At 39.0% G+C, this 22,883-nt stretch carries 24 protein-coding genes and 1 tRNA gene; 9 read left to right on the forward strand and 16 right to left on the reverse strand.

All coding sequences use genetic code 11. The annotated features are described in order from the left end of the window. Nucleotides 1-183, reverse strand: a 183-nt coding sequence (locus tag Sarmat_RS07295) for a transposase (RefSeq protein WP_202149129.1), incomplete at its 3' end; no start/stop codon positions are given. A gap of 117 nt (nucleotides 184-300) precedes the next feature. Between Sarmat_RS07295 and Sarmat_RS01625 the strand changes: the two genes are divergently transcribed. From Sarmat_RS01625 to Sarmat_RS01635, 3 genes are all read left to right on the forward strand, one after another. Next, a complete protein-coding gene (locus Sarmat_RS01625) occupies nucleotides 301-504 on the forward strand; it encodes a transposase family protein (RefSeq protein WP_341826593.1) in 204 nt (67 codons plus the stop codon). Nucleotides 505-602: 98 nt separating this feature from the next. Further along, nucleotides 603-971, forward strand: coding sequence for a transposase (locus Sarmat_RS01630; protein WP_202149109.1), 369 nt, complete (start codon nucleotides 603-605; stop codon nucleotides 969-971). A 362-nt stretch (nucleotides 972-1,333) separates the two neighbouring features. Next, nucleotides 1,334-1,597, forward strand: a complete 264-nt coding sequence (locus Sarmat_RS01635; RefSeq protein ID WP_202149110.1) for a hypothetical protein — start codon at nucleotides 1,334-1,336, stop codon at nucleotides 1,595-1,597. A 304-nt stretch (nucleotides 1,598-1,901) separates the two neighbouring features. Here Sarmat_RS01635 and Sarmat_RS01640 read toward each other — a convergent pair whose 3' ends face one another. The 10 genes from Sarmat_RS01640 to trpS all read right to left on the reverse strand — a co-directional run bounded on the left by Sarmat_RS01640 (nucleotide 1,902) and on the right by trpS (nucleotide 13,446). Further along, nucleotides 1,902-2,786, reverse strand: coding sequence for a peptidylprolyl isomerase (locus tag Sarmat_RS01640; RefSeq protein WP_202149111.1), 885 nt, complete (start codon nucleotides 2,784-2,786; stop codon nucleotides 1,902-1,904). A 463-nt stretch (nucleotides 2,787-3,249) separates the two neighbouring features. Then, a complete protein-coding gene (locus tag Sarmat_RS01645) occupies nucleotides 3,250-5,436 on the reverse strand; it encodes a polyribonucleotide nucleotidyltransferase (RefSeq protein WP_410520489.1) in 2,187 nt (728 codons plus the stop codon). A gap of 83 nt (nucleotides 5,437-5,519) precedes the next feature. Then, complete coding sequence (gene tig / locus Sarmat_RS01650) at nucleotides 5,520-6,863, reverse strand: trigger factor (protein ID WP_202149113.1); 1,344 nt, start codon at nucleotides 6,861-6,863, stop codon at nucleotides 5,520-5,522. Nucleotides 6,864-7,034: 171 nt separating this feature from the next. After that, a tRNA-Leu gene (locus Sarmat_RS01655) sits at nucleotides 7,035-7,119 on the reverse strand. A 194-nt stretch (nucleotides 7,120-7,313) separates the two neighbouring features. Further along, entirely contained in the window at nucleotides 7,314-9,176 is a 1,863-nt protein-coding gene (gene htpG, locus Sarmat_RS01660) for a molecular chaperone HtpG (RefSeq protein WP_202149130.1), read from the reverse strand. Between the two features lie 85 nt (nucleotides 9,177-9,261). Then, on the reverse strand, nucleotides 9,262-9,657 hold the full coding sequence (locus Sarmat_RS01665; RefSeq protein ID WP_244127097.1) for a YraN family protein: 396 nt from the start codon (nucleotides 9,655-9,657) through the stop codon (nucleotides 9,262-9,264). Then, nucleotides 9,635-10,909, reverse strand: coding sequence for an MFS transporter (locus tag Sarmat_RS01670; protein WP_202149115.1), 1,275 nt, complete (start codon nucleotides 10,907-10,909; stop codon nucleotides 9,635-9,637). Before Sarmat_RS01670 ends, Sarmat_RS01665 begins: the two co-directional genes overlap by 23 nt. Before the next feature lie 2 nt (nucleotides 10,910-10,911). Further along, a complete protein-coding gene (locus Sarmat_RS01675; RefSeq protein ID WP_341826594.1) occupies nucleotides 10,912-11,457 on the reverse strand; it encodes an inner membrane-spanning protein YciB in 546 nt (181 codons plus the stop codon). Between the two features lie 85 nt (nucleotides 11,458-11,542). Continuing rightward, complete coding sequence (locus Sarmat_RS01680; protein WP_202149117.1) at nucleotides 11,543-12,427, reverse strand: FTR1 family protein; 885 nt, start codon at nucleotides 12,425-12,427, stop codon at nucleotides 11,543-11,545. Between the two features lie 17 nt (nucleotides 12,428-12,444). Further along, complete coding sequence (gene trpS, locus Sarmat_RS01685; RefSeq protein WP_202149118.1) at nucleotides 12,445-13,446, reverse strand: tryptophan--tRNA ligase; 1,002 nt, start codon at nucleotides 13,444-13,446, stop codon at nucleotides 12,445-12,447. Between the two features lie 225 nt (nucleotides 13,447-13,671). On the opposite strand from trpS, the gene ftsZ reads away from it, so the two are divergent. After that, nucleotides 13,672-15,060: a cell division protein FtsZ gene (gene ftsZ, locus Sarmat_RS01690; protein WP_202149119.1), complete on the forward strand. Its 1,389-nt coding sequence runs from the start codon at nucleotides 13,672-13,674 to the stop codon at nucleotides 15,058-15,060. Between the two features lie 139 nt (nucleotides 15,061-15,199). Beyond that, complete coding sequence (locus Sarmat_RS01695) at nucleotides 15,200-16,357, forward strand: efflux RND transporter periplasmic adaptor subunit (RefSeq protein ID WP_202149120.1); 1,158 nt, start codon at nucleotides 15,200-15,202, stop codon at nucleotides 16,355-16,357. A gap of 2 nt (nucleotides 16,358-16,359) precedes the next feature. Here Sarmat_RS01695 and Sarmat_RS01700 read toward each other — a convergent pair whose 3' ends face one another. The 3 genes from Sarmat_RS01700 to Sarmat_RS01710 are packed head-to-tail and all read right to left on the reverse strand — an operon-like array spanning nucleotide 16,360 to nucleotide 19,240. Then, the gene (locus tag Sarmat_RS01700; protein WP_202149121.1) at nucleotides 16,360-17,142 is read right to left on the reverse strand and encodes an ABC transporter ATP-binding protein; all 783 of its coding nucleotides are present in this window, start codon (nucleotides 17,140-17,142) and stop codon (nucleotides 16,360-16,362) included. A gap of 38 nt (nucleotides 17,143-17,180) precedes the next feature. Beyond that, nucleotides 17,181-17,951, reverse strand: coding sequence for an MlaE family ABC transporter permease (locus Sarmat_RS01705; RefSeq protein ID WP_202149122.1), 771 nt, complete (start codon nucleotides 17,949-17,951; stop codon nucleotides 17,181-17,183). Between the two features lie 41 nt (nucleotides 17,952-17,992). Further along, nucleotides 17,993-19,240 carry a penicillin-binding protein activator gene (locus Sarmat_RS01710; protein WP_202149123.1) on the reverse strand — a complete coding sequence of 416 codons (1,248 nt, stop codon included), beginning with the start codon at nucleotides 19,238-19,240 and terminating at the stop codon, nucleotides 17,993-17,995. Between the two features lie 89 nt (nucleotides 19,241-19,329). On the opposite strand from Sarmat_RS01710, the gene rsmI reads away from it, so the two are divergent. Next, nucleotides 19,330-20,211 carry a 16S rRNA (cytidine(1402)-2'-O)-methyltransferase gene (gene rsmI, locus Sarmat_RS01715; RefSeq protein WP_202149124.1) on the forward strand — a complete coding sequence of 294 codons (882 nt, stop codon included), beginning with the start codon at nucleotides 19,330-19,332 and terminating at the stop codon, nucleotides 20,209-20,211. Nucleotides 20,212-20,417: 206 nt separating this feature from the next. Continuing rightward, nucleotides 20,418-21,500 carry a recombinase RecA gene (recA, locus tag Sarmat_RS01720; RefSeq protein ID WP_202149125.1) on the forward strand — a complete coding sequence of 361 codons (1,083 nt, stop codon included), beginning with the start codon at nucleotides 20,418-20,420 and terminating at the stop codon, nucleotides 21,498-21,500. On the opposite strand, the gene Sarmat_RS07035 is transcribed toward recA, so the two are convergent. After that, entirely contained in the window at nucleotides 21,489-21,623 is a 135-nt protein-coding gene (locus Sarmat_RS07035; protein ID WP_279611732.1) for a hypothetical protein, read from the reverse strand. The genes recA and Sarmat_RS07035 overlap by 12 nt on opposite strands. A gap of 116 nt (nucleotides 21,624-21,739) precedes the next feature. On the opposite strand from Sarmat_RS07035, the gene fabG reads away from it, so the two are divergent. Further along, nucleotides 21,740-22,465 carry a 3-oxoacyl-ACP reductase FabG gene (gene fabG, locus Sarmat_RS01725; RefSeq protein WP_202149126.1) on the forward strand — a complete coding sequence of 242 codons (726 nt, stop codon included), beginning with the start codon at nucleotides 21,740-21,742 and terminating at the stop codon, nucleotides 22,463-22,465. A gap of 106 nt (nucleotides 22,466-22,571) precedes the next feature. Here fabG and Sarmat_RS01730 read toward each other — a convergent pair whose 3' ends face one another. Further along, nucleotides 22,572-22,730 (reverse strand): hypothetical protein, encoded by a 159-nt coding sequence (locus Sarmat_RS01730; protein WP_202149127.1) that lies wholly within the window; start codon nucleotides 22,728-22,730, stop codon nucleotides 22,572-22,574. Nucleotides 22,731-22,764: 34 nt separating this feature from the next. Between Sarmat_RS01730 and Sarmat_RS07300 the strand changes: the two genes are divergently transcribed. Further along, nucleotides 22,765-22,883: helix-turn-helix domain-containing protein (locus Sarmat_RS07300; RefSeq protein ID WP_207187027.1), on the forward strand; the 119-nt coding region annotated here is incomplete at its 3' end.

A 22,883-nucleotide genomic window follows, 5' to 3' on the forward strand; every position in this document is an offset into this window, starting at 1 on the left:
TTCAAGTATTCCCCTATGTTTTAACCGATTAAAGTAATTAAATACCCTTTTCCAGGGACCAAAATCTTTGGGTAAATCCCTCCAGAAACAGCCATTTTTGGTAATGTAAAATATACCATCCCATAAACGTCTGGCATCCCTAGGGGGCGGCCTGCCTTGTTTCCCCCTTCTTTTGTAAATTATCTTTTCGACTACGGCTCATTCTTCATCTGTTAAATCACTCGTATAGCTCGTTGACATCTCATATCCTCCCTTTGATGCCAATCATAACGATGTCCCTCCAATACTTCAACCTTTTGCGTGACTGGTTCTAAGAAAAATCCGTTAACAAAAGAGGATAAGGAGAAGAATCAAGAGCTTGCCAGTGAAAGAGTGGTTAATGAAAATGTTATCGGCATGATTAAACGATTTAAAATCATATCTGACAAATACAGAAACAGACAAAAAAGGTTTGGCCTCAGATTCAATTTGATTGCAACTATTTATAACATGGAGCTAGTATAAATGAGTTTCGAAAGAGGTCTAATGAAGAAAAGGGATATGACGGAGGCAAAGGTAGCAGGTAGGAAGCGTCATATAGTTGTAGATACCCTAATTATCCTATGAATATCGATGTCCACAGCACAACCCCTCATGATAGCAACTGTGCAAAAAGAGTATTATTTGGTCTAAAGGAAAAATTTCCAAGGTTAGTAAGGATTTTAGCTGACCAATGTTACCAAAGAGATTTACAGAAGTGGTTTTATACTCACACTCGCGGTAGTTTACTTACCATTGTTAAGCCTAAAGCTGGCACTAATTGCTTTCAGGTGCGACAGTGGAGATGGCTTGTAGAGCGCTCATTCGCTTGGCTTGGTAACTTTAGAAGATTATCAAAAGATTACGGAATAACCACCTCTTCAGCTAAGGCTTTTGTACAATTGGCTTTTACAAAAATTATGATGCAAAACTTATCACGTGGTTTTACGTGACTGGTTCTAAGTGATCCCATAAAACTGCTTCAACCTCAACATATTCAAACTGTTGTAGATGCTTAAAGCTCTGGCCTGCTGCTTTAGTTTGCAAGGTTTTCAATGCGAATCTTCGTATCCTTTTAACGGAATAGAAAAGTCAATCTGTCTTTCTATAAGGAAATCCAGCTATTCTTTGCTCATAAACTCACGATCGGCTAGTAAGTATTAACGTTTTTTGCTCTAAATTGATTAATAAACCGCATCATTTCTTTCATTAAAGCGCTATCGCACACTCCACGCGATGGTCAAGCTGATGCCAATAAATCGGTACGGAAATCCTACCAAAAACTATTACCAAGAATAATATATTAATAGACCTCTTGCATAACCTAAAAATGAAGGAGGAATATACGAGGAGTACAAAGGGGTTATGCAAGAGGTCTAATGTCTTTTTTGCCGAATTTCCAACATGTGCGATCCAAGGAAATTATGTATTCATTGCAGCAAAATATACTAAAAATAAACTCTGCGATTGCGTTGTAGTTAAAAGGTTGATTTTTAAGAAACCTACATGTTCTCTGGGTTTTAGAACTATGCTTAGTGTTACCCCTGATGCCAAAATCCATATTTTTGGTGCTAACTGAACAATTTTCAATTAGGCTAATCATCATTTCGACAAAACATTCTATCCTTGATTTTTTTTCAAGAAAGGTTTAATATAAGCACTTGAAGTAGTATATTATGCATCTGCATCACCAGAAAATACATCCTTATACTACTTTTCAATCCCCTATATTCAAGCCGCTTCTACTACCTCTCACTACATAAATTGCAGGGCAACCACCGGGAGATTTGACAAGCAGAAGAATTGTTTTTCTCTCGCGAAATCCTCTTTTACTAGCCTTCTAGCTCACTCCGCTCTATTCCGCGCCTAGCTCCGCCTCACTCTTACTCCTTCTCTGCGCCTTTAGACTCTTCAGATCCACCCTTACCTTTGGATGTGTCAGCTTCGATTTTTACATCAAACTTCTCATACAACTTCTTCAGGTAAGCCTCTACAGCGCTCTTATTCAAGTTTGCCAACAAACCTGGCTTTGCATCAGCTTTGGTAGGAGGAGTAGCAGGTTGGTCACCATGAACCTGAATAATATGCCAGCCAAACTGGGTCTGAAAAGGAGCGGAAACCTGACCTTTGTTTAACGAGAAAGCTTCTTTAGCAAACTCAGCAGGCACTTGATCTCTCAAGATATAACCAATTTTACCGCCATTTTTCGCGCTAGCTTCGTCTTTTGAATATTTTTTCGCTACATCAGAGAATTTTTGACCAGCGGCAATTTCCTTCTTCACCTTCTCCGCGTCCTCCTTAGACACTACCAAAATATGAGAAACTTCTACTTGCTTCTGGCCTTTTAGATTTTGCACAAGAGCTTCGTACTCTTGGTCTATCATCTTCTCATTGATGGCATCCGCTATATATCTTTGCAAAACTTCTGACTGCACCAATTGCTTGCGACTATTCTCAAGCTTATCCTGAAAGCTAGGATCAGATTCTAGCTTTAACCCTTGAGCTTCCTTCTGTAAAACAACTGCATTCAAAAATGCTCTCAACAAAGCGTCTTGAACGTTTTTATCGAGCTGAGCAAAAGTTTTACCTTTAGTAGCTTCTTGCGAATCTAGCATGGCTCTAAATTCTTGCTCTATCTGTGCAGCAGTAACTTCGCCACCTTTATACTTAGCCAGAACAACACCACCAGCACCAGCGCCAGTTGCCTGAACAGAAGAGCAAAATAACACTACTGATAACAGATATATAACTTTTAATGACTTCAACATAAGGAATAAACTCTATATTAATTTAATTTATATTTAATTTTAGATTCGACTTCTTCAAGAAACTACACTCCTTCATACAAACTGCGGTGGCGCTGTCGATTCGAAACCCTCACGTACCTCACGTACGCTCAAAGATCTGCACTTCGTACGCTCCTCGCATTTGCCCATCATGACGAGTTTCGAAAAGAAGTCTATTGGATCTTGCTAAATAAATGATTAGATTTTTAAAAATTTTACTTCAGAGATCAGCCAGGATAACATACACAATACTATCAACTGCCAGGTTAGCCAAGCCAAGCCTCCTTTAAGCTCTAACACACTCAAGAGTACAACAAATATCATGCCCTTGCAATATCTATTCATAAAGAGAATAGAAAAAAATAAGTGAGTTTAGTATAAAATCAAAAAACAACACTTGATAGTTTAATAAAAAGCAACTATATCGCATTCTACGTTAATTAATCTATTTAAAATGTTTCTTTTCGATCACTTCATGCCCAGCCGCAGATCCCTGACCAGCTTCTCGTTTTTTTATAAAATTAATAGGTTGACGATGAGCACTATTCATGTTTTCTGTTGGTTGCTGTTGTTTTTCAAGGCGTAGCTTTACTTTACCATGCTCAGTTCCAGCTATCACCACCTTCACCTCCTGACCTTCCCGTAACACTTCGTGCAAAGAAGTTTCATGTTTGGTTAATAAAGCCTGAGCGGGCAAAAACCCATCACGCCCTAGAGTGTAATTAACAAATGCGCCACGATCTATAATCTTTACTACTTTTCCAGTAAAAGATGCGCCAACTACAGGTTCGAACAATAAATTTTGAATAATGCTACATGCTTTTTCAGAATCATGCGCGGTATTAGCAAAAATTAACACTTCCCCTCCGGAGCCTATATCAATTTTACTATTACTCATCTCACAAATCTGTTTGATAATCTTGCCACCAGGACCTATCAATTCTCCAATTCTATCTTTTGGGATGCTAATACTACGAACCACTGGAGCGTTTTTGCTAATCTCCGGCCTATGCAGCGCAATACTCTCATTCATGGCTGCAAGAATCTGTTTTATTCCATCTTGCGCTTGCTGCAAAGCCTGTTTAATGATTTGCAATGTAATGCCTGGCACCTTAATGTCCATCTGTAGAGCGCAAAGGCCACTTTTAGTAGCTGCAACTTTTAAATCCATATCACCTAAAGCATCTTCTTCGCCCGTAATATCAGAGATGATGGCCATCTGCGAGTCTACTTTAATTAACCCCATTGCAATGCCAGCCACCGGCTCTTTTAATGGCACGCCCGCATCCATCATAGACATTGAAGCGCCACATATAGTGGCCATAGAAGAAGAACCATTGCAAGCTGTAATCTCCGACACAACCCTTGTTGTGTAAGGAAATTGATCTTTAGTTGGAGTTACTTGACGTAGCGCTCTCCATGCGAGCTTGGCATGCCCTACCTCCCTTCTGCTAGGCGCCTTAAGCGCACCAACCTCTCCCACAGAATAAGGCGGAAAAATATAGTTTAATAAAAAATGTTCCTTATACTCTCCATCTAAACTATCCACTATTTGCTCATCTTGACCAACTCCAAGAGTTGTTACCACTAAACTCTGCGTCTCGCCTCGTGTAAACAGCGCTGAACCATGAGTTTTTGGCAAAATACCAACTTCTGTATGAATTGGGCGAATCTCGGCAAAGCCACGACCACCTACGCGTTTTTTATTATTCGCTATCATGAGGCGCATAATGTGAGATTTAATATTATTAAACCAACGCTTAATGGTTACCTCATCCTCTAGCGAGGTAAACTTTTCTATCACTTGAGCTCGTAGATCGTGAAAGTATGCATATCGATCTTGTTTCATTGACACCTCAAAACCTTTCAAGATGTCAGCGCTAATTTCTTGCTCAATTTGACGATACAATGACGGTAAGGCGCGTTCTTCTGGTAGCGCCTTCTTCACTTTCGCCACTTTTCTTGCCATATCCTTTATACCCTGAATAACTGGCTGTATAGCGCTATGGCCACACTCTATAGCCTCTAATATTTGCTCTTGCGATAGAATATTAGCTTCGCACTCCACCATCATTACATATTCTGCTGTACCGGCTAACACTAAGTCTAACTTGCTATTTTGTAGCTGCGCGTGCGTTGGATTCAGCACAAACTTATCATCTATCATGCCTACTCTCATTGCAGCGATAGTGTCTAGCACTGGAATATCAGAGATGGCTAAAGCAGCAGATGCGCCAATTACAGATAAGATGTCAGTATTATAATTCGCGTCATAAGAAAGTACTGTACATACCACTTGCGTATCATAAAGAAAAGAATCTGCAAATAAGGGGCGCAAAGGTCTATCTATTAACCTAGAAACCAATACCTCCCTTTCGGAACTCTTTCCTTCTCTCTTTACAAAACCGCCTGGTATTTTGCCAGCACTATAGAACATCTCACGATATGTGACAGTTAAAGGAAAAAAATCCAGATCTTTGTGAGTTTTAAAATCAGACACCACCGTGCATAACACCACCGACTCTCCCATTTGTACCACTACCGAACCATTGGCTTGGTTTGCGATTTTGCCAGTGCTTATTCGAAGCTGCGTATCTAAAAAATCAATCTCCTTTACTATTTCATGAAACATCTTTTGCCCATCTATATTTACATTATTCAACTAACTCGCCCTCTTATTAACGCCGTGCTATTTTAAAGCCTAAGCGCCACCTATCATTTTTGCGCATCATTACGTTCGGAATTCTCTGTTAAGAACCGCCGTAATTCTTGTACGTTACTAAAAAGTAATTGCTCCGCTTTTACTTCTTTATCTAAAATGATATCAATCACTTTTGTTTCTAATGCACTGTATGCAACATTCTGCATCAGAGCGTCATTAGATGCCAAACTATCAAGTAACTTTAGCGCCATCTCTTGGCCAAATTTTATACTCAACTGCGTAAACAAAGTCATAACTAATTCCTGTTGAGTGATTTGCACATTATGCTCGCTTGCATAGCGCGAAATCAACATAGCAATGCGCAAACGACGCAGAGCTATTCTTTTCATCTCTTCTTCGTCCATCTCATTACTTGCCACTTGCTCATCAACTCTAGTATCCTTCTGCAAAGCGCTTTGTTTTACCTTCGATATCTCTTTGTCCAAAAGCTTTTGCGAAACGGCAAAATTCAATTTTTCCTCCAAGGTATCAAATAATTTTAATGTTTTAAAATCTCTTATGGCCGCAGCTGAAGTTTTTTGGATGGCGTCTGTTAACTTTACCTCTAATTCTTGAAGCGTAATATTATGTTTTTCAAGCAACTCATCAGTTATTTGCAAATAACGAGGTACCTGAATATCTTTGACATGAAACTCGAACACTGCTTCCTTACCGCGCAAATTTTTCGCATTATAGTCGATTGGAAAGGTAACTGTAAAACTACCCTTTTCATCTTGCTTTCTGTTCATCAATTGCTCTTCAAAACCCGGAATCATCGATTTACTCCCAAGCACTAATGCAAAATCTTGCGCCTTGCCGTTGTCAAACTCCACTCCGTCTATAAAACCAGTGAAGTCTAATGAAATCTTATCGAACTGCTGAGTAGAGCGCCCTTCCTCGGCATGGTCATACTCCTGCGCAACATTATGCAACCAGTCGGTCTTAAACCCATTTAGTTCATCTTCACTCGGTTTAAGGGTTGGAAATTGCAGAACAATACTAGAAAATAACTGATGCGGAATTTGAGGGTTTACATGATACTCTACTTCAAATTCCAAACCACCTACTTGCTGTACATTTCTAATTTCGGGTGATGCAAAAAGATGAAGATTGCGCTCTTGCGCTATATCTTGAACACTACTAGAAATTTTAGATTGTATTGAGTCTTGTCTTACTGCTGGCTCGTATTGTTTCCGTACAATAGACATGGGCACTTTACCAGGTCTAAATCCAGGCTTTTTTAAAGTTTTAGTAATCTCTTGTAATTGCCGCTCAACTTCAGAATCTAACTCTTGCGAAGTAAATGACACTTTAATTTTGAGAGTGGTATCAGTATTTTCTAATTCAGTAACTTGCATGTTAATAAAGATGATATTGGATATATAAAGAAAAAGACAATAAAAATTATATAGTTTTTGTAATGAAATTAATAGCAGGAACGGAAAATAACGAGAAAGCTACGCGAAAGACAATGAAAAACAGTATTGTCTAGTTATACAAAAGCTTCTTATGAAATGTTATCAAAAGAGTGGTACGGGTGGAGGGACTTGAACCCCCACGCCTCTCGGCGCTAGAACCTAAATCTAGTGCGTCTACCAGTTCCGCCACACCCGCAAAGTTTGTTAATAAGGCTTTTTGAAGCAATTTGCAAACAACTATACAAAGACAAAGAAGCCTTAAAAACAATTTCGTGATAAATCTAAACCATGGTTCTGTGCAATGAATAACGTGTAAAAACGCTCATGCATTAACCAACATTCTAGACTACATAGTTCATCATACGATAGTTTAAATTCATTTGCAAGAACCTATAACATTTCTAACATTTGATTCATTCTTTTAACAAAACTAGCAGTATTGCGAGGTAACTCTCCATCTAAAAGACAAGCTTGATCGAATACCAGCCATATCAGGCTCTCCTTGAGCTCTGCGTTATCTTTTGTTTTATTTTTAGCATTAGCTTTCTTACCATCCATCAACTGCCCCACCCTCTCTATCAATTTATGATTAGCATTAATTTCTAGAATTTTTTCTAATGGCAAAGCGCCACCCCTTTGCTCCGCAAGCAGACGATGCATTCTGCTGCTCATCCTGCCTTCCTCCGTAACTAAACACGCTGGGCTGCTTACTAACTTATCAGAGAAACGCACTTCCGACACATGGGAGCTAAGGATCTTTTTAAACTCGTTCAACACCCCTTCGTCTCTTGTGTCGGAGTTTTCTTTTGCATCATCCGCTCCCACCTTCAAACCTTTAGCGTTAGCCGGCTGGAGCTCATACTCGCCATACTTAAACACAATATTGGTCCAGAAATCATCAACTGGATCTGTAAGCAATAACACATCTTTGTTATGTTTTATTAATTTTTCTATTTGCGGACTGTTTTGAAGTTGCTCTAAATCTGGGCCTACAAGGTAGTATATCACTCCCCCTTCACCTAACTCCTGGGTATATTGCGCAAGAGTAATTGGTTTTTGCTGAATGGCGCTATAAAAAAGACACGTATCTAAAATAAGTTGATGATCTGACGCGGGCTCGCACAATCCTTCTTTGAGCACCGCACCAAAATTATTCCAAAATATTAAATAATCTTCATCATTCTTCCTTCTTTTTAGTTCAAATAATACTTTGCGCGTAATGGTTTGGTTAATGGTGTGTATCGCTTTATTTTGCTGCAACCATTCTCTACTAATATTTAATGGCAAATCTTGCGCGTCCACAACACCATATAAAAACCTTAAATAATGCGGTATTAAATCTACATTATCATCTGCTATAAACACACGCTTAATGCATAACTTCACACATCTTTTGCGATCGGGATGGAAAAGTGCATGAGGCCTTGTAGATGGTATAAATAATAAATTAGTAAAGTCCGTCTCATTTCCTTCATTTTTGTTATGCATCACTACCCATGGCTCATCTGATGCATTAGCAATGCTGCGATAAAATTCAGTATACTGCTTCTGCGTGATCTCCGCTTTGCTTTTAGACCAAATTGCGCAAGAAGAATTAATTTGTATTGGTTCGTGCGCATCTTCCGTTCTACCTACAAAAATTGGTACTAAAATATGGTCGGAATAGAGTTTGATGATTTGTTTTATTCTAAAAAGATCTAAAAATTCCTCATGTTCATCAAGATGCAAAATTATTTTTGTACCTCTTGGCACATCGTTCATGGCCTCAGAGACTGAATATTCTCCTTTTCCGTCAGAAGACCAGCAGAAAGCCCGCTCTTCTTTAGCTTTTCTTGAAAGCACAGACACTTTGCTAGCAACCATAAAGCAAGAATAAAATCCAACGCCAAATTGACCTATTAAATTACTACTATTCTTTTCGTCCTTTGAGATTTGGTCTAGAAATTTTTGAGTGCCAGAATTTGCTATCGTTCCTAAGTTATTAATCAACTCATCCTGGTTCATCCCAATTCCATTGTCTTGTATCGTAATGGTTTTAGCATCCTTGTCCAATAGCACCTTAATCCATGGGTCAGGATCGTTTTCTAAGACAGATTCGTCTGTTTGCGAAAGATAGCGTAGTTTATCGCAGGCATCGGATGCATTGGAAATTAATTCCCGCAAGAAAATTTCTTTATTTGAATATAGGGAATGTATTACCAGATGTAGCAGTTTATCGACTTGCGCATCAAATTTTCTAGTTTCTGTCATAATTCAGATTAATCATGATTGATAGTTAATTATCTATACAGAAATACATGTATTTTCTCGTTAAACCCTTTTCAAGACTACGCTGTTTTTAGATGCTAGCGCATAAGTCCCAATCGTCACACTGCCATGCATTTTGTATGATATTAATATTTCTCATACTGCTGGCCATAGCAAAATCAAAGCTAACGTTATAGCCACTATACATGTGGTGTTGTGAGAGAAAATGATAGGCGGCGCGGGCTATCCTTTTTTGCTGTTTTAGCGGCAACGGGCTGTCTGGACCACTAATGCACGCTCGCAGTTTCACTTCTATAAAATTTAAAGTATTGTCTTTTTCTGCGATAATATCCACTTCACCTACCTGGGTTCTATAGCGGCGAGCTAAAATCTTATACCCAGAGGCAAAATAAACCCATGCCACCACTACCTCTGTCACAACGCCGCGAAAGTAGTTAGAGCGATTATTTTGCTTGACTAATCCCATCAAATACCTTTGATCGCATCAGAAATAATATCAAAAGAAAAACTGAGGAAGTGCCCATGATGTAAAAGGCAGGAGAATAGAATAGATGAGTTTTCTCTACTAACCAACGCGATATAATGGGTGATGTACCTCCAAAAATTGCGATACCTAGGTTATAGCTAAACGCCACGCCTAAAAATCTTTGCTCTGGTTTAAACAAAGATATAATAAAGATATATGCCGAACCAGAAATCATGCCACCCAGTGCCCCAAGCATAGTTAAGGCTAGAATTTGATAAAAAACAGAACAAGATGACATCCACAACAAAGTAGGGAGAGACAAGCAAAGCACTAGCAGAGCCGAGGCAACTATTGTTTTGGTTTTGCCTACGCAATCTGCAGTAAAACCAGCTAGTGGCATAAAAAACATAGACACTAACGAAGCGTAAAGAAGATAAGTAAGGGCAATTTTATTATCAAAATGCATTACATTAGAGTAAAATACATTGACGTAAGTTTTTACTAGGTAAAGCACGCTACTAGCAACCCCACCAACACAGAAGGTAAGAAAAAGAGATGGCGTAGCGGACTTAAGCAAGACAGAGAAGGTTTCGGACACCTCGCGTTTTTTACTATTGAGCATGAGAAATATTGGGGTTTCGGCCACTTTGATTCTCAAGTAAAAGCCAAACAAACCCATTGCACCACCTAAAATAAAAGCAAAGCGCCAAGCATGGCTTGCATTTGGCCAATAGCTCTCTATTGCTATACCAACAACAGACGCGATAAGAGTACCTAAAATATTAGAGCCATGCACTATACCGGCAGTCGTACCAGGTTTTAAATGATTATGATGTTCTAAGATAAACACGGCAGCACCAGCTCCTTCTCCGCTAATGCACAAACCCTGCATTAGTCGCATTACTATTAATATTGCCGGGGCATAGTTTCCGATAGCAGAGGCTGAAGGAGTAAGGCCTATAACGAATGTGGGGATAGTCATACCGGCCATAGAAAGAATCAATGCGATTCTTCTGCCATATTTATCGCCTATATATCCAAACAGCAAGCCACCCAGAGGCCTTGTAACAAAACCAACTGCAAAAACCATTAAACTAAGCAGAATCTGCATAAATTCAGATTGATTAGTAAAAAAAGTCTTACCTATATTTGAAGAGAAAACCGAATAGACTGTAAAGTCGTAATACTCTAATATATTACCGGTAATTGCTGCAAAAAAAATGAAGCCAACGTTTTTCCGTAATTTATTCACTATTAACCCTTGTGATCTGTTCTATGTTTTAGTAAAAATGGGATTTGCGAAAAGGTAAAAAGCAGAGTAATTGGAATGGCGCCAAAAACTTTAAACTTAACCCATGTACCCTCCTCACAGCTGCGCCACATCACCTCATTTAAGAGAGCCATTGCAATAAAAAACCAGGCAAATCTATAACTTAACGTTACCCATGCTTTTAACGAAAGGTCAGCCACCTCTTTTAGCATAAATTGCAAGAATGGTTTTTTTCTGAATGCGCTGAGGTAGAATGCTGAGCCAAACAGCAAATACAATACTGTAGGTTTCATTTTAATAAACATGGTATTGCCAGTTGCTATACTCAGGAGAGCAGAAAGCAAAAGCACCACGGTAGAAATAATGGAGAAGGTTGGCACTTTGCGCTCTATGATATACACCACGCACACAACAACTAACGAAGCAATAAACATGTATATCGCTGCATTCTGTATGCCTTCATAATGATAGCAGACAAAAAACACAACTAATGGAACCAACTCTGAAAGTAATTTAAGCAACCTTAGCACTTTATTAACATTGTTTTAATTTGAATTATTTTCAATTTTTTCATGCCGAGACGGAGTTAAGAAATTTATTTTAAAAGGGAGAATCTCAAATTTTCACCTGATTCTTGCGCCTAAAGCTAGAAACCAGCCTACTAACTTGTATTATCACAAATGGTGATAGATACCCTAAAACCTGCGCAGCATTCGGATTTGCTACATAGCCAACAACAGATCTTAAAATATGCCCCAAATAACTTTCATTGCTAATAAAGATAGATGAATTCCATAATGGTTTATTATGGTAAATCTCAATCATGCCAAGCGAAGAAAAAATCGCGGCGGCTTCAGAAGCCAAGACTGCAGACAAAATGGTTAAACACCAAGATGCAATTTTTATTAACGCATTTTTAGAGATAATCTCTGAACTACGATACACCAACAACCCCACCAGGGCTGCGCATATAAAGCCAATAAAAACGCTAACAATATACTGATCAACCGAGATATCTGTAACCGCCGATACACTATACACTAGCATTATAATCTCTATCGCTTCTCTGATCAATAGCACACTCACCAAAGAAGTAATAGCTAGCGGCATATTACTAGATGAACGCAAACTACAAAAGGCATCGGGAGTATATTTCTCATTCATCCACAGTACAGTCCAGGTAGTTACAAGAGAAGAAACTAACATAACAAAAGCATCAACAACTTCATCTCCAAGGCCACTAAATGCTGTGGAGAAATTCTGTATAAATAGAGCGAAAAGGGAAGATACGGTCACTCCCAAAATCACGCCGGACAAAACGAATATTTTAGAGTTTTTGATATTTCTAGTCACAGCCAATATCATAGCTAAGATAATAGCTATTTCGACAGTTTCGCGAAAAATCACGATTGCAATCCTAAACATATTATGTGAATAAAAAGTAACGCTCCAGTAGCTCAGCAGATAAAGCAATCCTAAACACTTCACTACGCTTGTCAATAGTAACAGAAAAGTCACTACTCAAAATAGTTTATCCCTATGCCGCTCCTCACTTGCGCAATAGTCGCTTTAGCCCTTATAGCTGCCTGCGCACCTCCATTATGTAGCATTTGCTTCACGTCATCGATATGAATTTTTTTCTTGCGCTCACGTATAGGTGCTATAAACTGTTGCAAAGTTTGATTCAAAATATTTTTAATAGTTACGTCTCCTAAACCACCCTTGCTATAATGCGTCTTTAGTTCGGCCACCTCCTCTTTGTTTTCGTGAAAAGCATCAAGGTAAGCAAACACAACATTACCTTCAACATTGCCAGGATCTGTGATTTTTATATGGTTAGGATCAGTAAACATCGCAAATACTTTGCTTTTAATTTGCGCTTCGTCATCAGATAAGAAGATAGCATTATTTAATGATTTACTTGCTTTATTTTTGCCGTCTATACCAACTAATCTAGTATTTTCGCTTAAGTACGCCTCGCACTCTACTAAGCAGGAAGTATCGTAAATTCTATTAAAACTACGCACTATCTCGTTTGTTTGTTCTAACATAGGTAATTGATCCTCTCCAACCGGCACTAAATTTGCTTGAAAAATAGTGATATCAGCAGCCTGATTTATTGGATAACACAAAAACCCCATCGGAATTGTTTGCGCTTCAAATGATTTTTGTGCCATCTCAGTTTTTACAGTAGGATTGCGACGTAATCTAGCTAGAGTAACTAAATTAAGATAGTACATCGTTAACTCGGCAATTTCTGGTATTTGTGATTGAATAAAAATAGTGCTTTTGTTTGGGTCTATACCAACAGCCAAATAATCTTTCGCTACCTCATATACGTTATCTATTACTTTCTGTGGGTTTTGAAAATTATCTGTTAAAGCCTGCACATCAGCGAGCATAATATACTGCTGATATTGCTCTTGCAGCTTCACTCTGCTTGCTAATGATCCAACATAATGCCCAAGATGTAAAGCGCCGGTTGGCCTATCACCGGTTAAAATCAATTTGTGTTTCATGAGAAAAAATTATTAAACCTCCTTATAAATTTAATAAATACGGGTTTTAAATAAATATATATCATAAAATTACGCACAAAACTATAAAATACCCTTGATGAAGGATGCATGATAGCTTAATATGTTCTTCAAAACAATAAAGATAAATTATGGGAGGCAAAAGTTTATTGTTTCTTATAAATTTTTATTGATTTATTTTAAATAATATCTTTTAGAACAAAGTTTATGGCAATAAATTTAAAGGCAGTTGAGCAGATAGATCTGAAGCCTGTAATAGTTGTGCTAGGCGTAGGGGGTGCTGGCACCAATGCAGTAAATAATATGATACAGGCTAACTTGCTAGGCGCAACCTTCGTGGTAGCTAATACCGATGCTCAGAGTTTAGAACACTCCTTGGCGGAACATAAAATTCAACTCGGGGCAAATGCTACAAAGGGTCTAGGTGCCGGAGCCTCTCCTGAGGTTGGGGGGCTTGCAGCGGAAGAATCATTGCAAGAGATACAGAGTTTTTTGGCAAAAAGCAATATGGTTTTCATTACCGCTGGTATGGGTGGCGGCACTGGTACTGGCGCAGCTCCAGTGATAGCTCGCATCGCTAAAGAAATGGGCATCTTAACCGTTGCAGTTGTTACCAGACCTTTTGACTTTGAGGGTGCGCATAGAGCAAAAATCGCAAATAAAGGGTTGATTGAGCTAAAGAAGGTGGTAGACACCCTAATAGTAATTCCTAATCAGAATTTATTTAAAGTTGCTAATACCCACACAACCTTCGCTGATGCTTTTAAAATGGCAGATAATGTGTTATATGATGGCGTGCGCTGTATTACTGATTTAATTATTAAACCAGGCTTGATTAATCTAGATTTTGCAGACATTAAAGCTGTTATGAGTCAAATGGGCGAAGCTGTGATGGGTACGGGCCAATCTGATAGCGAGGACAGAGCGACGGCTGCTGCAGACAGCGCTATTTCTAATCCACTGCTTGCGCATAATTCTATGAATGGTGCTAAGGGTGTGCTAATTAATATCACTGGTGGTTTAGATATGACTCTTTTCGAAGTAGACTCGGCAGCAAATAGGATTCGCGAGGCGGTGAATAATGATGATGCAAATGTGATAGTAGGCTCTACTTTTGATGATAGTTTAGAGGGGGTGATTAGGGTTTCTGTTATAGCAACTGGCATTGATGCTAATTTATTAGAACAGCTAGGAATAGAAGTGCAGGAGAAGAAAAGTGCTACTGTTACTAGTAAAAAAATGCAGTTTGCCGAGCCAATAGAAGAAGTGCCAGTGTTTAATAGTTATATTCCCAATATAGAGGATGATGCGCGTGATGGATATGACAAAAGCGAAGAGTATCATGCAGAGCGTCATGGCTACGAAACTTCTGCTGCTCAGCATCATGGACAATTTGCTTACGGCAGTTATCCTCACCCCCCAGCAAAAAAATCTTTTTTAAGTAAAGTTATTAATTCATTTACTAATAAAGAACAGACCCAGAACCATCACCAATCAGAGACTGTTAGATATCATAATAAGATGCAGATTGACTCTGATGTGAATGATGTACCTGCTTTCTTCCGTACAAAGAAAAATCACTTTAATCAAGATTAAATAAGGTTATTATATTTATTAATTAATTTATTATTTTGATAAGATTGCCATGTCTTTGCGAAGAGAGAATCGAGTGAATTTGCGGAATGAATGGGTAGCAGAGACTGCGCCTTGGTCAATCAAAAAGCCATGTCTGCTCTTGGCAATTATTCTTTACGCTACAAACGCCCTGGCGATTGTTGTAACAAAAGTCCAGGAAATGGAGTTCTACGACTCCCTTAAGGTTATAGGTGAGTGCAAAAATCTCAAAAATCGCGAATATTACGCGCAAGTCAATGGTAATGTAGATTATATCGTAAATAAACCTCATGTGGTTGCTGGAGATGTGATTCTTGTTATAGATCAACAAATAGCTGAAAGACTCAAAGCGCAGATAGAGAGTGACACAAAAGCTATTAGCGAAAACTATAAGCGCCAATTAGATTTGTTTGATAAGAAATATATCAGTCAAGAAAAGCTAGATACTGTTTATAGCCAGTATGCAGCGGCTCAACTTAAACAAGTTGAGCAATTAAAAGTTTATCACTCTATGATCATCACCGCTCCATATGATGCTAAGATAGGAGGTGGGAGATTGTTGGTAGGAGATAATATACAAAAAGGTGATTACTTATTCACTTTAATGTGTGACGATGCTCAAACAATATTAATGGAGTTACCACAGGCCATGTATGGCAAGATTAATAATCAGAGTCGTTGCAAAGCTCTTCCGCACCCCTCCCAACGCCAAACTCAAGCTGATTCTCAAAATGACGCTGGAGAATTGATAGAATTAAAGATTGATTTTATCGGCAATTCCCTGTCAAACAACGGTACTTTTTTGCTAAAGGCGATCGCAAACCAGATGATCGCGCCTAGTGGCGGTTATGCACAAATCGAAATTAATTTTAATCATCATAAGGCTATGTGCGTGCCAGAGCAATGCCTTATGCAGGATGATAACGGATACTTTCTTTATAAAATAAGCGAAGATGATAAAGGGCAGAAGGTTGCGCGTAAGATTTATATTGATATTGGTACAAAATTAAATAGATTTGTGGAGATTAAGAATTACCCTTCGCAAAACAACACGCAGGTAGAGCAGCAACCAACAGCAAAAAAGGAGGTGGTAATAAAAGAAGAACTAGCAACGAAAGAGGAGGCGAAAGGGATGCAAGAACAAGAGGTAATGGCGCAAGGGTTAGCTATAGGAGAAGTTATTGTTTTGGAAGGGCTCACCAAGGTGCATGATGGGGCGCAGATTTCCGAAATAATAGAGGATCAAGAGATGCTAGACACAGAAAAGGAAGTAAAATAGCATTATCCATCCTTCCACCCTCTGGCTTTGATAAAGTTTTGTAGCGCAGTATTTTGTGCTGTTTTTAATTCTTCCAACCGCCCTTGCCATTCTATGGTGCGGTTATTTAAAAAAGCTACATGAGTCGCAATCTTAAACATACTGCAAAGATCATGCGTGATGGTAATAGCTGTAGTTTTTAGCTTTTGAGTAATTTTTTGAATTAATTCATTAATAGTTTCCGACATAATTGGGTCTAAACCCGCAGTTGGCTCATCAAAAAAAATAATCTCTGGCTGATGACAAATGGCGCGAGCTAGAGCTACGCGTTTTTGCATTCCACCCGATAGCTCAGATGGAAATAGAGCGAGTTCTTTTGCGGAAAGCCCAACCATCTCAAGTTGTTGTAGAGCTATTTGCCTTCTCTGTGTTTTAGATAATTTATTACGATGCGCAAGAAAAAAGGTTACATTTTCCTCAATCGTCATTGAGTCAAACAACGCGCACCCCTGAAACATAAAGCCAAATCTACTCATGAGAGCGAAGCGCTCTTTATATGAAATTTTGCATAAGTTCACGTCATCTAAATATATATCTCCGTTATTTGGTTTAATTAAACCAATAATTGTTTTAATCAAAACAGACTTGCCATTACCAGAGCCACCAAGAATGACGAATGAAGAGCCCTTAGGTATTTGCAAACTCACGTTTTGCAGCACAGCTAACTCGTTAAAAGATTTACTCACGTTGCTAACAACTATTTGATGCTTCGTGGGGCATGCGCTATATAAAGATTGAGAATTCATGCGTGAAAATACCTTAAAACCTTAAAATACCCATGGGATTATGAAAAGAAAATATTCGCAATCAGATAGTTATTTAATAAAATTAAAATAGAAGATGATACAACAGTGCCCGTGGTTGCATCTCCCACTCCCCTAGCGCCATTTTTGCAAAAATATCCATTATAACAGCTCACAAAACCTATCACTAACGCAAACACTAAAGATTTAATCAAACCAACAGTAACATCTGAAACCACGAGGCTTTTAAAAGTGTTAACTATATAGATATGCGAGCTTAAGCCTAATTTATACACCCCAACAACATAGCCACCATAAACCCCTATCACATCACCCATCAAAGTAAGCAATGGTAGGCTAATGATAATGGCGAGCAATCTAGGTTTAACCAGATATTTCATAGGATCGGCTGATAATGTGTAAAGCGCATCTATCTGCTCACTCACCCTCATAGTGCCTATCTCGGCCGCAATGGATGCGCCAACCCTACCAGCAAGCATCAGGCTCGTTAATACTGGGGACAGCTCCTTGGTGATAGAAAGCACTACTATAGTGGCTATACTATCTTGGGCAGAAAATTTAGCAAAACTATTATAACTCTGCAAAGCAAGTACTGCCCCGGAAAAAAAGGTGGTGAGCGCCACCACGGGGATGGAATAAAAACCTATTCTGGCAAGTTGCTTTAATAATTGCTTAATATACAAAGGTATACAAAAGATTGACAGAATTGCATGGCTTGCAAAAATGCAAAAAGAACCAGTATGCCGCAAAGCTAGAAGAGTTATTTTGCCTATAATTTGAATCGTTAACATTTAAAATTACTCGCTATATTTTTAAATAGAAGTGTGGTGGTTTATCTACTACTTTTACGCAAAACAAAATAACTACCCTGCTGATTCCTGATAATTTGATACTGACGTTTTGCCACATTATCTATAAACTCAATATCACCAGAAAAACCATTATATTTCTGGCTCAGCGCCTGCACAAAGCGATCATGCGTGAAGCCAGTGCCTATTGCTTTTGCTACAATATAACCCAAGTCATACGCTAAAAGATGCATATATGAAAGATGATCGACGCCAATGGCTTTGGCTTTGTTAGCAAGAGAGTATTGGTAATGATCTATTTTACCAGTAAATATAAAATCTGCGCTTGATGTAGAAATCATATCAAGCCTATTATCGCCTGCTATCAATGCTTTTTTATCTAAGTTCAGAGCGGCTATCTGATCTAGGATGATTGGCAAATTTTTCTCGTCTGTTATGAGATACACTACCGGACGGGAATGGTTTTCATCCATCTCATTCAATCCATCCACCCATTGGTTCACTAAATTTACACTATCTTCGATGGAAGTGGGGTCATCAAAATAAAACTGTTTACTTACTAATTTTGCATTATTCTGCGACAAGGTTTCGCTTAGCAAATTATTAATTTTATATGAATATGCGTCTTTTGGCAGAAGAGTGATGAACTGAGTGTATGAATTAGACAAAAGATAGTCGCTCATACAGCTTAACTGTTGCAAGGGTATATGGCCAAATACAAACACATTATCTTGCGCTAACGTTACATCGTTAGACATGCTCATAATAATTATATCATGCCCTTGCAGCTTTTCCTTCAAAAACTCAGTCATTCTACTAAATATCGGGCCTATAACAATTTTAGTGTTGTTCTTAATAATTTTATCAACAATTTGCTCAATTTGCTCCTCGTCATGCAAATCATAAGATGTGATGTGTACGTAGCTTTTAATTGCATCCCCCATGCCCATGCTAATGAGTTTGCTGTATTGCGTGCCTTGCCTCTCCATCTTGCCGCTAAGTGGCATCAACACTGCAACCTCTGTGGTGCTAGTATTTTGAGGAGATATATGTTTATCTTGATCTATATCTGTTGCTCTTGCGCGATCAACCTGCTGGCTACTCTGACATCCGTAGAGAATAAACAATCCAAGAATCCATAAGATGGCAAATCTTGCATTAGACCTCTTGCATAACTTTACTCCTAACGGCAACTGTGCGTTGCTGTCGATGCGTGAGTCCTCATGTACTTTAGTACGCTGAGCGTTCTGTGCTTCGTACGCTCCTTGCATTTGCTCTTGACCTAGAGCGAGTTTGGAAAGATGTCTATTTGGTTTTAATAGATCTCGCATGATAATAATTACAAAAAGTTTTTGAATTTATGATAAATAACAATGATCAGGTGCATGGCCTTAATACTAATAAAACTCGCCAATATGAGGCGGGGCTATATTTAATATCAACGCCTATAGGCAATTTGCAAGATATTACTTTCAGAGCAGTGGAGGTGCTAGCGCAATCAGACCTCATTTTATGCGAGAACACTCAGGAGTCGCAAAAACTCCTCTCTAGGTATAATATACACTCAAAATACGGTACATACAATGATTATAACCATAAAATAGCGTTAAATCAGATCAAACAGCTCATCGCAGCTGGTTGCATAGTATCGCTTATCAGTGATGCCGGCACTCCGTTAATTTCAGACCCTGGATACAAACTTGCTAGGGATTTAAAGCAAGAGGGATATCATGTAGATGCCATACCAGGACCGTGCTCACTCATTATGGCTCTTTCTTTATGCACTTTGCCTACGGATAGTTTTTATTTTGGGGGTTTTATACCCAAAACTGAACAGGCGCGAAGAAATTTCTTTCAAAAGGCAAGTGGTATACATACTACATTAATCTTTTTTGAAAGGCAAAACCGTCTGGTCTCCTCTCTACAAATCGCCTTGGAAATTTTTGGCGATGCGCAAGCGGCCATAGCGCGAGAACTTACGAAATTACATCAAGAAATATTAACGGAGAGTTTGAGCTCATTGATTAATACTCTAAGTACGAGGAATATCAAGGGCGAGGTGATACTTTTGATATCTAATGCAACACCTATAGTGAAAGAAGATGAGATGGATGAGTTAATTATAGAAATGCTGGCAAATAAGATGAGCGTGAAGGAAATAGTGAGTTCTGTGCTTAATATTTATCCTAATGGTAAGAAAAATCAAATATATAGAAGAGCGAATGAGTTAAAGAACCAATAACCTCTTTTTTGAGTCCTCTCATAAGCACAACCGCTTTGCGCTTTAGAGTTGATAGTTGCTTTTTTCGTTTATTGCACTACTATTCATTATAGTGCATGAGAATCAAAGTTTTTTACGCTTAGGTTCTTTTATGCTAGCACTTCTTGATAAGTTCTGGCGCTAATTAATAGTAATTACTTTTTTAAATTAATATATATAAAAGATACATGACGACAGATAAAGACAAGGCTCTAGCTTCGGCTTTAGCTCAAATTGAAAAAAGTTATGGCAAAGGCTCTATCATGAGGCTTGGACAAAGGCCTAATATAGACATTGAGGTTATTTCCACAGGCTCTCTTGGTTTAGACCTAGCTCTAGGTATAGGTGGCCTTCCTAAGGGACGCATTATAGAAATTTTTGGACCGGCTAGTTCTGGCAAAACCACCTTAACTCTGCATGCTATCGCAGAGGCCCAGAAAACAGGTGGTACTTGCGCTTTTATAGATGTAGAACATGCCTTAGACCCCGTTTATGCAAAGAAACTTGGTGTGAATATTGACCAACTTCTGATATCACAACCTGATACAGGCGAGCAGGCTCTGGAGATTGCCGACACACTGGTGCGTTCTGGAGGGGTGGATTTAATTATTATAGACTCAGTTGCCGCGCTTGTGCCAAAGGCGGAGATAGAAGGGGATATGGGCGACTCTCATGTGGGTTTGCAGGCAAGGCTGATGAGCCAAGCATTAAGAAAACTAACTGGTTCTATATCTAAAACTAACTGTATAGTTATTTTCATTAATCAAATTAGGATGAAGATAGGAGTGATGTTTGGCAATCCGGAAACTACCACTGGGGGTAATGCGCTGCCGTTTTATGCTTCTGTGAGAATTGAAATAAAGCGCATAGGGGCTCTAAAACAAGGAGAGGATGTGATTGGTAGCCAAACGAGAGTGAAGGTGGTGAAGAATAAACTAGCACCTCCATTTAGAACTGTAGACTTTGATATATTGTATGGCAAAGGTGTTTCAAGAGCCGCGGAGATTATTGATCTGGGCGTGAGGGGCGATTTAATAGAAAAATCAGGTTCGTGGTTTTCGTATAAAGACTCTAAGATTGGGCAAGGTAAGGAAAATGCTCGTAAATTTTTAGAAGATAATCCTGCTATCGCCGAAGAAATAATGTCTGCTATTCTTAAAACTCCTTCTGTAATTAGCGATATAATAGATAATACAGATTCTGGTACAGATGAATTGCAAGTAGACGCGGAGTCTGAACAGGTGAAGGACGTTGGTGTTTTAGTATACTAATAACAAGCTTGGGATAACAATTTGAGACAACAATCTGAAATAAAAATAGACCTCTTTTTCAAACTCTACTTCTGATGGTAGCTGTGGTGGCGCGTCGATGCGCGAATCCTCACTTAACTTCATGTATAGCTGTAGCTCTTGGCTTCGTATGCTCCTCGCATTTACTCATTATGAGCGAGTTTGGAAAGAGGTCTAATCTGAAAAACTACTTAGAGGGAACTACTTGAGGTGATAAAGGCATGTTAGAAAATAAAATAGTTTTGGTAACTGGTGCTAGTGGAGACATAGGCCGTGCAATAGCCGTGAAAGCTCATGCACAGGGAGCACATGTAATTTTACATGGTACTAACCGAGATAAGCTAGATCGCGTTGCTGATAGCTTAAGGGAGAGATGCGAAGTGAGGGTCTGTGATCTTGCAGATACTCAGGCAATCAAAGATATGGCGCAATCTATTGATCAGATACATGCCTTGGTGTGTAACGCAGGCATTACCGATGATGCATTGGCAATGCGCATGAAGGATGAGAGTTTTGACAGAGTAATAGATGTGAATTTAAAAGCTAATTTTATTTTAAATAGAGAGATGCTCACCAAAATGCTTAAGGCTAGGGGTGAGTATGGGCGCATTATTAACATCAGCTCCGTTGTGGCATTCACAGGTAACCCCGGGCAGGCGAATTATTGCGCTTCGAAGGCGGGTTTAATTGGCATGACTAAAGCTCTGGCTTTAGAAGTGGCGAGTAGAGGTGTGACTGTAAATGCTATAGCACCAGGTTTTATTGTTTCTCAAATGACTGAAAAGCTTGCAGAATCCCAAAAGGATATGATTGCGCAAAGGATTCCTATGAAGCGTCTAGGATTGCCCGAGGATGTGGCGGCGTGCGCGATGTTTTTGCTTAGTCAGGAGGCTGCTTACGTTACTGGGCAAACCTTGCACGTGAATGGTGGGTTGTTTATGCATTAGCCCCCCCCCTTTTTTTTGGATAAGCTAGGAAGCGGGCGTTAACTAGCCTCTATAATGGAGGTGTATGAAATGCGATAAAAAATAGACCTCTTGCGTAAGTATTTAATTAACAATTAGCCAATGCGAGGGGTGAAGAAGGTTGTTCGTGATTATTAGACCTCTTTCCTAACTCTACTCCTGATGGCAACTGCTTCGTCGCTCCGATGCGCAAGTCCTCACGTACTTCATGTACGCTGCGGCTCTGTGCTTCGTATACTCCTCGCATTTGCGCATCATGAGCGAGTTTCGAAAGAGGTCTAATGTACCTTCGCACTTATAGCACAATGATGCAGATAGGCTTTATGTTTAACATTGACGAATCAAGAGTGAGCCGGATTATAAAGAAGCTAGAGCCGCTTATGGCTGGTCTAGTTGCAAT

It is taken from the genome of Candidatus Sarmatiella mevalonica (assembly GCF_016751895.1).
Lineage (GTDB): Bacteria > Pseudomonadota > Alphaproteobacteria > Rickettsiales > Rickettsiaceae > Sarmatiella > Sarmatiella mevalonica.

What these genes read in the sequence shown, in the direction of transcription:
- Sarmat_RS01630 (WP_202149109.1), top strand. Translation starts at nt 603, where the DNA reads ATGAATATCGATGTCCACAGCACAACCCCTCATGATAGCAACTGTGCA.
- Sarmat_RS01640 (WP_202149111.1), bottom strand. Translation starts at nt 2,786, where the DNA reads ATGTTGAAGTCATTAAAAGTTATATATCTGTTATCAGTAGTGTTATTT.
- Sarmat_RS01645 (WP_410520489.1), bottom strand. Translation starts at nt 5,436, where the DNA reads ATGTTTCATGAAATAGTAAAGGAGATTGATTTTTTAGATACGCAGCTT.
- tig (WP_202149113.1), bottom strand. Translation starts at nt 6,863, where the DNA reads ATGCAAGTTACTGAATTAGAAAATACTGATACCACTCTCAAAATTAAA.
- Sarmat_RS01665 (WP_244127097.1), bottom strand. Translation starts at nt 9,657, where the DNA reads ATGGGATTAGTCAAGCAAAATAATCGCTCTAACTACTTTCGCGGCGTT.
- trpS (WP_202149118.1), bottom strand. Translation starts at nt 13,446, where the DNA reads ATGAAACACAAATTGATTTTAACCGGTGATAGGCCAACCGGCGCTTTA.
- ftsZ (WP_202149119.1), top strand. Translation starts at nt 13,672, where the DNA reads ATGGCAATAAATTTAAAGGCAGTTGAGCAGATAGATCTGAAGCCTGTA.
- Sarmat_RS01700 (WP_202149121.1), bottom strand. Translation starts at nt 17,142, where the DNA reads ATGAATTCTCAATCTTTATATAGCGCATGCCCCACGAAGCATCAAATA.
- Sarmat_RS01705 (WP_202149122.1), bottom strand. Translation starts at nt 17,951, where the DNA reads ATGTTAACGATTCAAATTATAGGCAAAATAACTCTTCTAGCTTTGCGG.
- Sarmat_RS01710 (WP_202149123.1), bottom strand. Translation starts at nt 19,240, where the DNA reads ATGCAAGGAGCGTACGAAGCACAGAACGCTCAGCGTACTAAAGTACAT.
- rsmI (WP_202149124.1), top strand. Translation starts at nt 19,330, where the DNA reads ATGATAAATAACAATGATCAGGTGCATGGCCTTAATACTAATAAAACT.
- recA (WP_202149125.1), top strand. Translation starts at nt 20,418, where the DNA reads ATGACGACAGATAAAGACAAGGCTCTAGCTTCGGCTTTAGCTCAAATT.
- Sarmat_RS07035 (WP_279611732.1), bottom strand. Translation starts at nt 21,623, where the DNA reads ATGAAGTTAAGTGAGGATTCGCGCATCGACGCGCCACCACAGCTACCA.
- fabG (WP_202149126.1), top strand. Translation starts at nt 21,740, where the DNA reads ATGTTAGAAAATAAAATAGTTTTGGTAACTGGTGCTAGTGGAGACATA.
- Sarmat_RS01730 (WP_202149127.1), bottom strand. Translation starts at nt 22,730, where the DNA reads ATGCGAGGAGTATACGAAGCACAGAGCCGCAGCGTACATGAAGTACGT.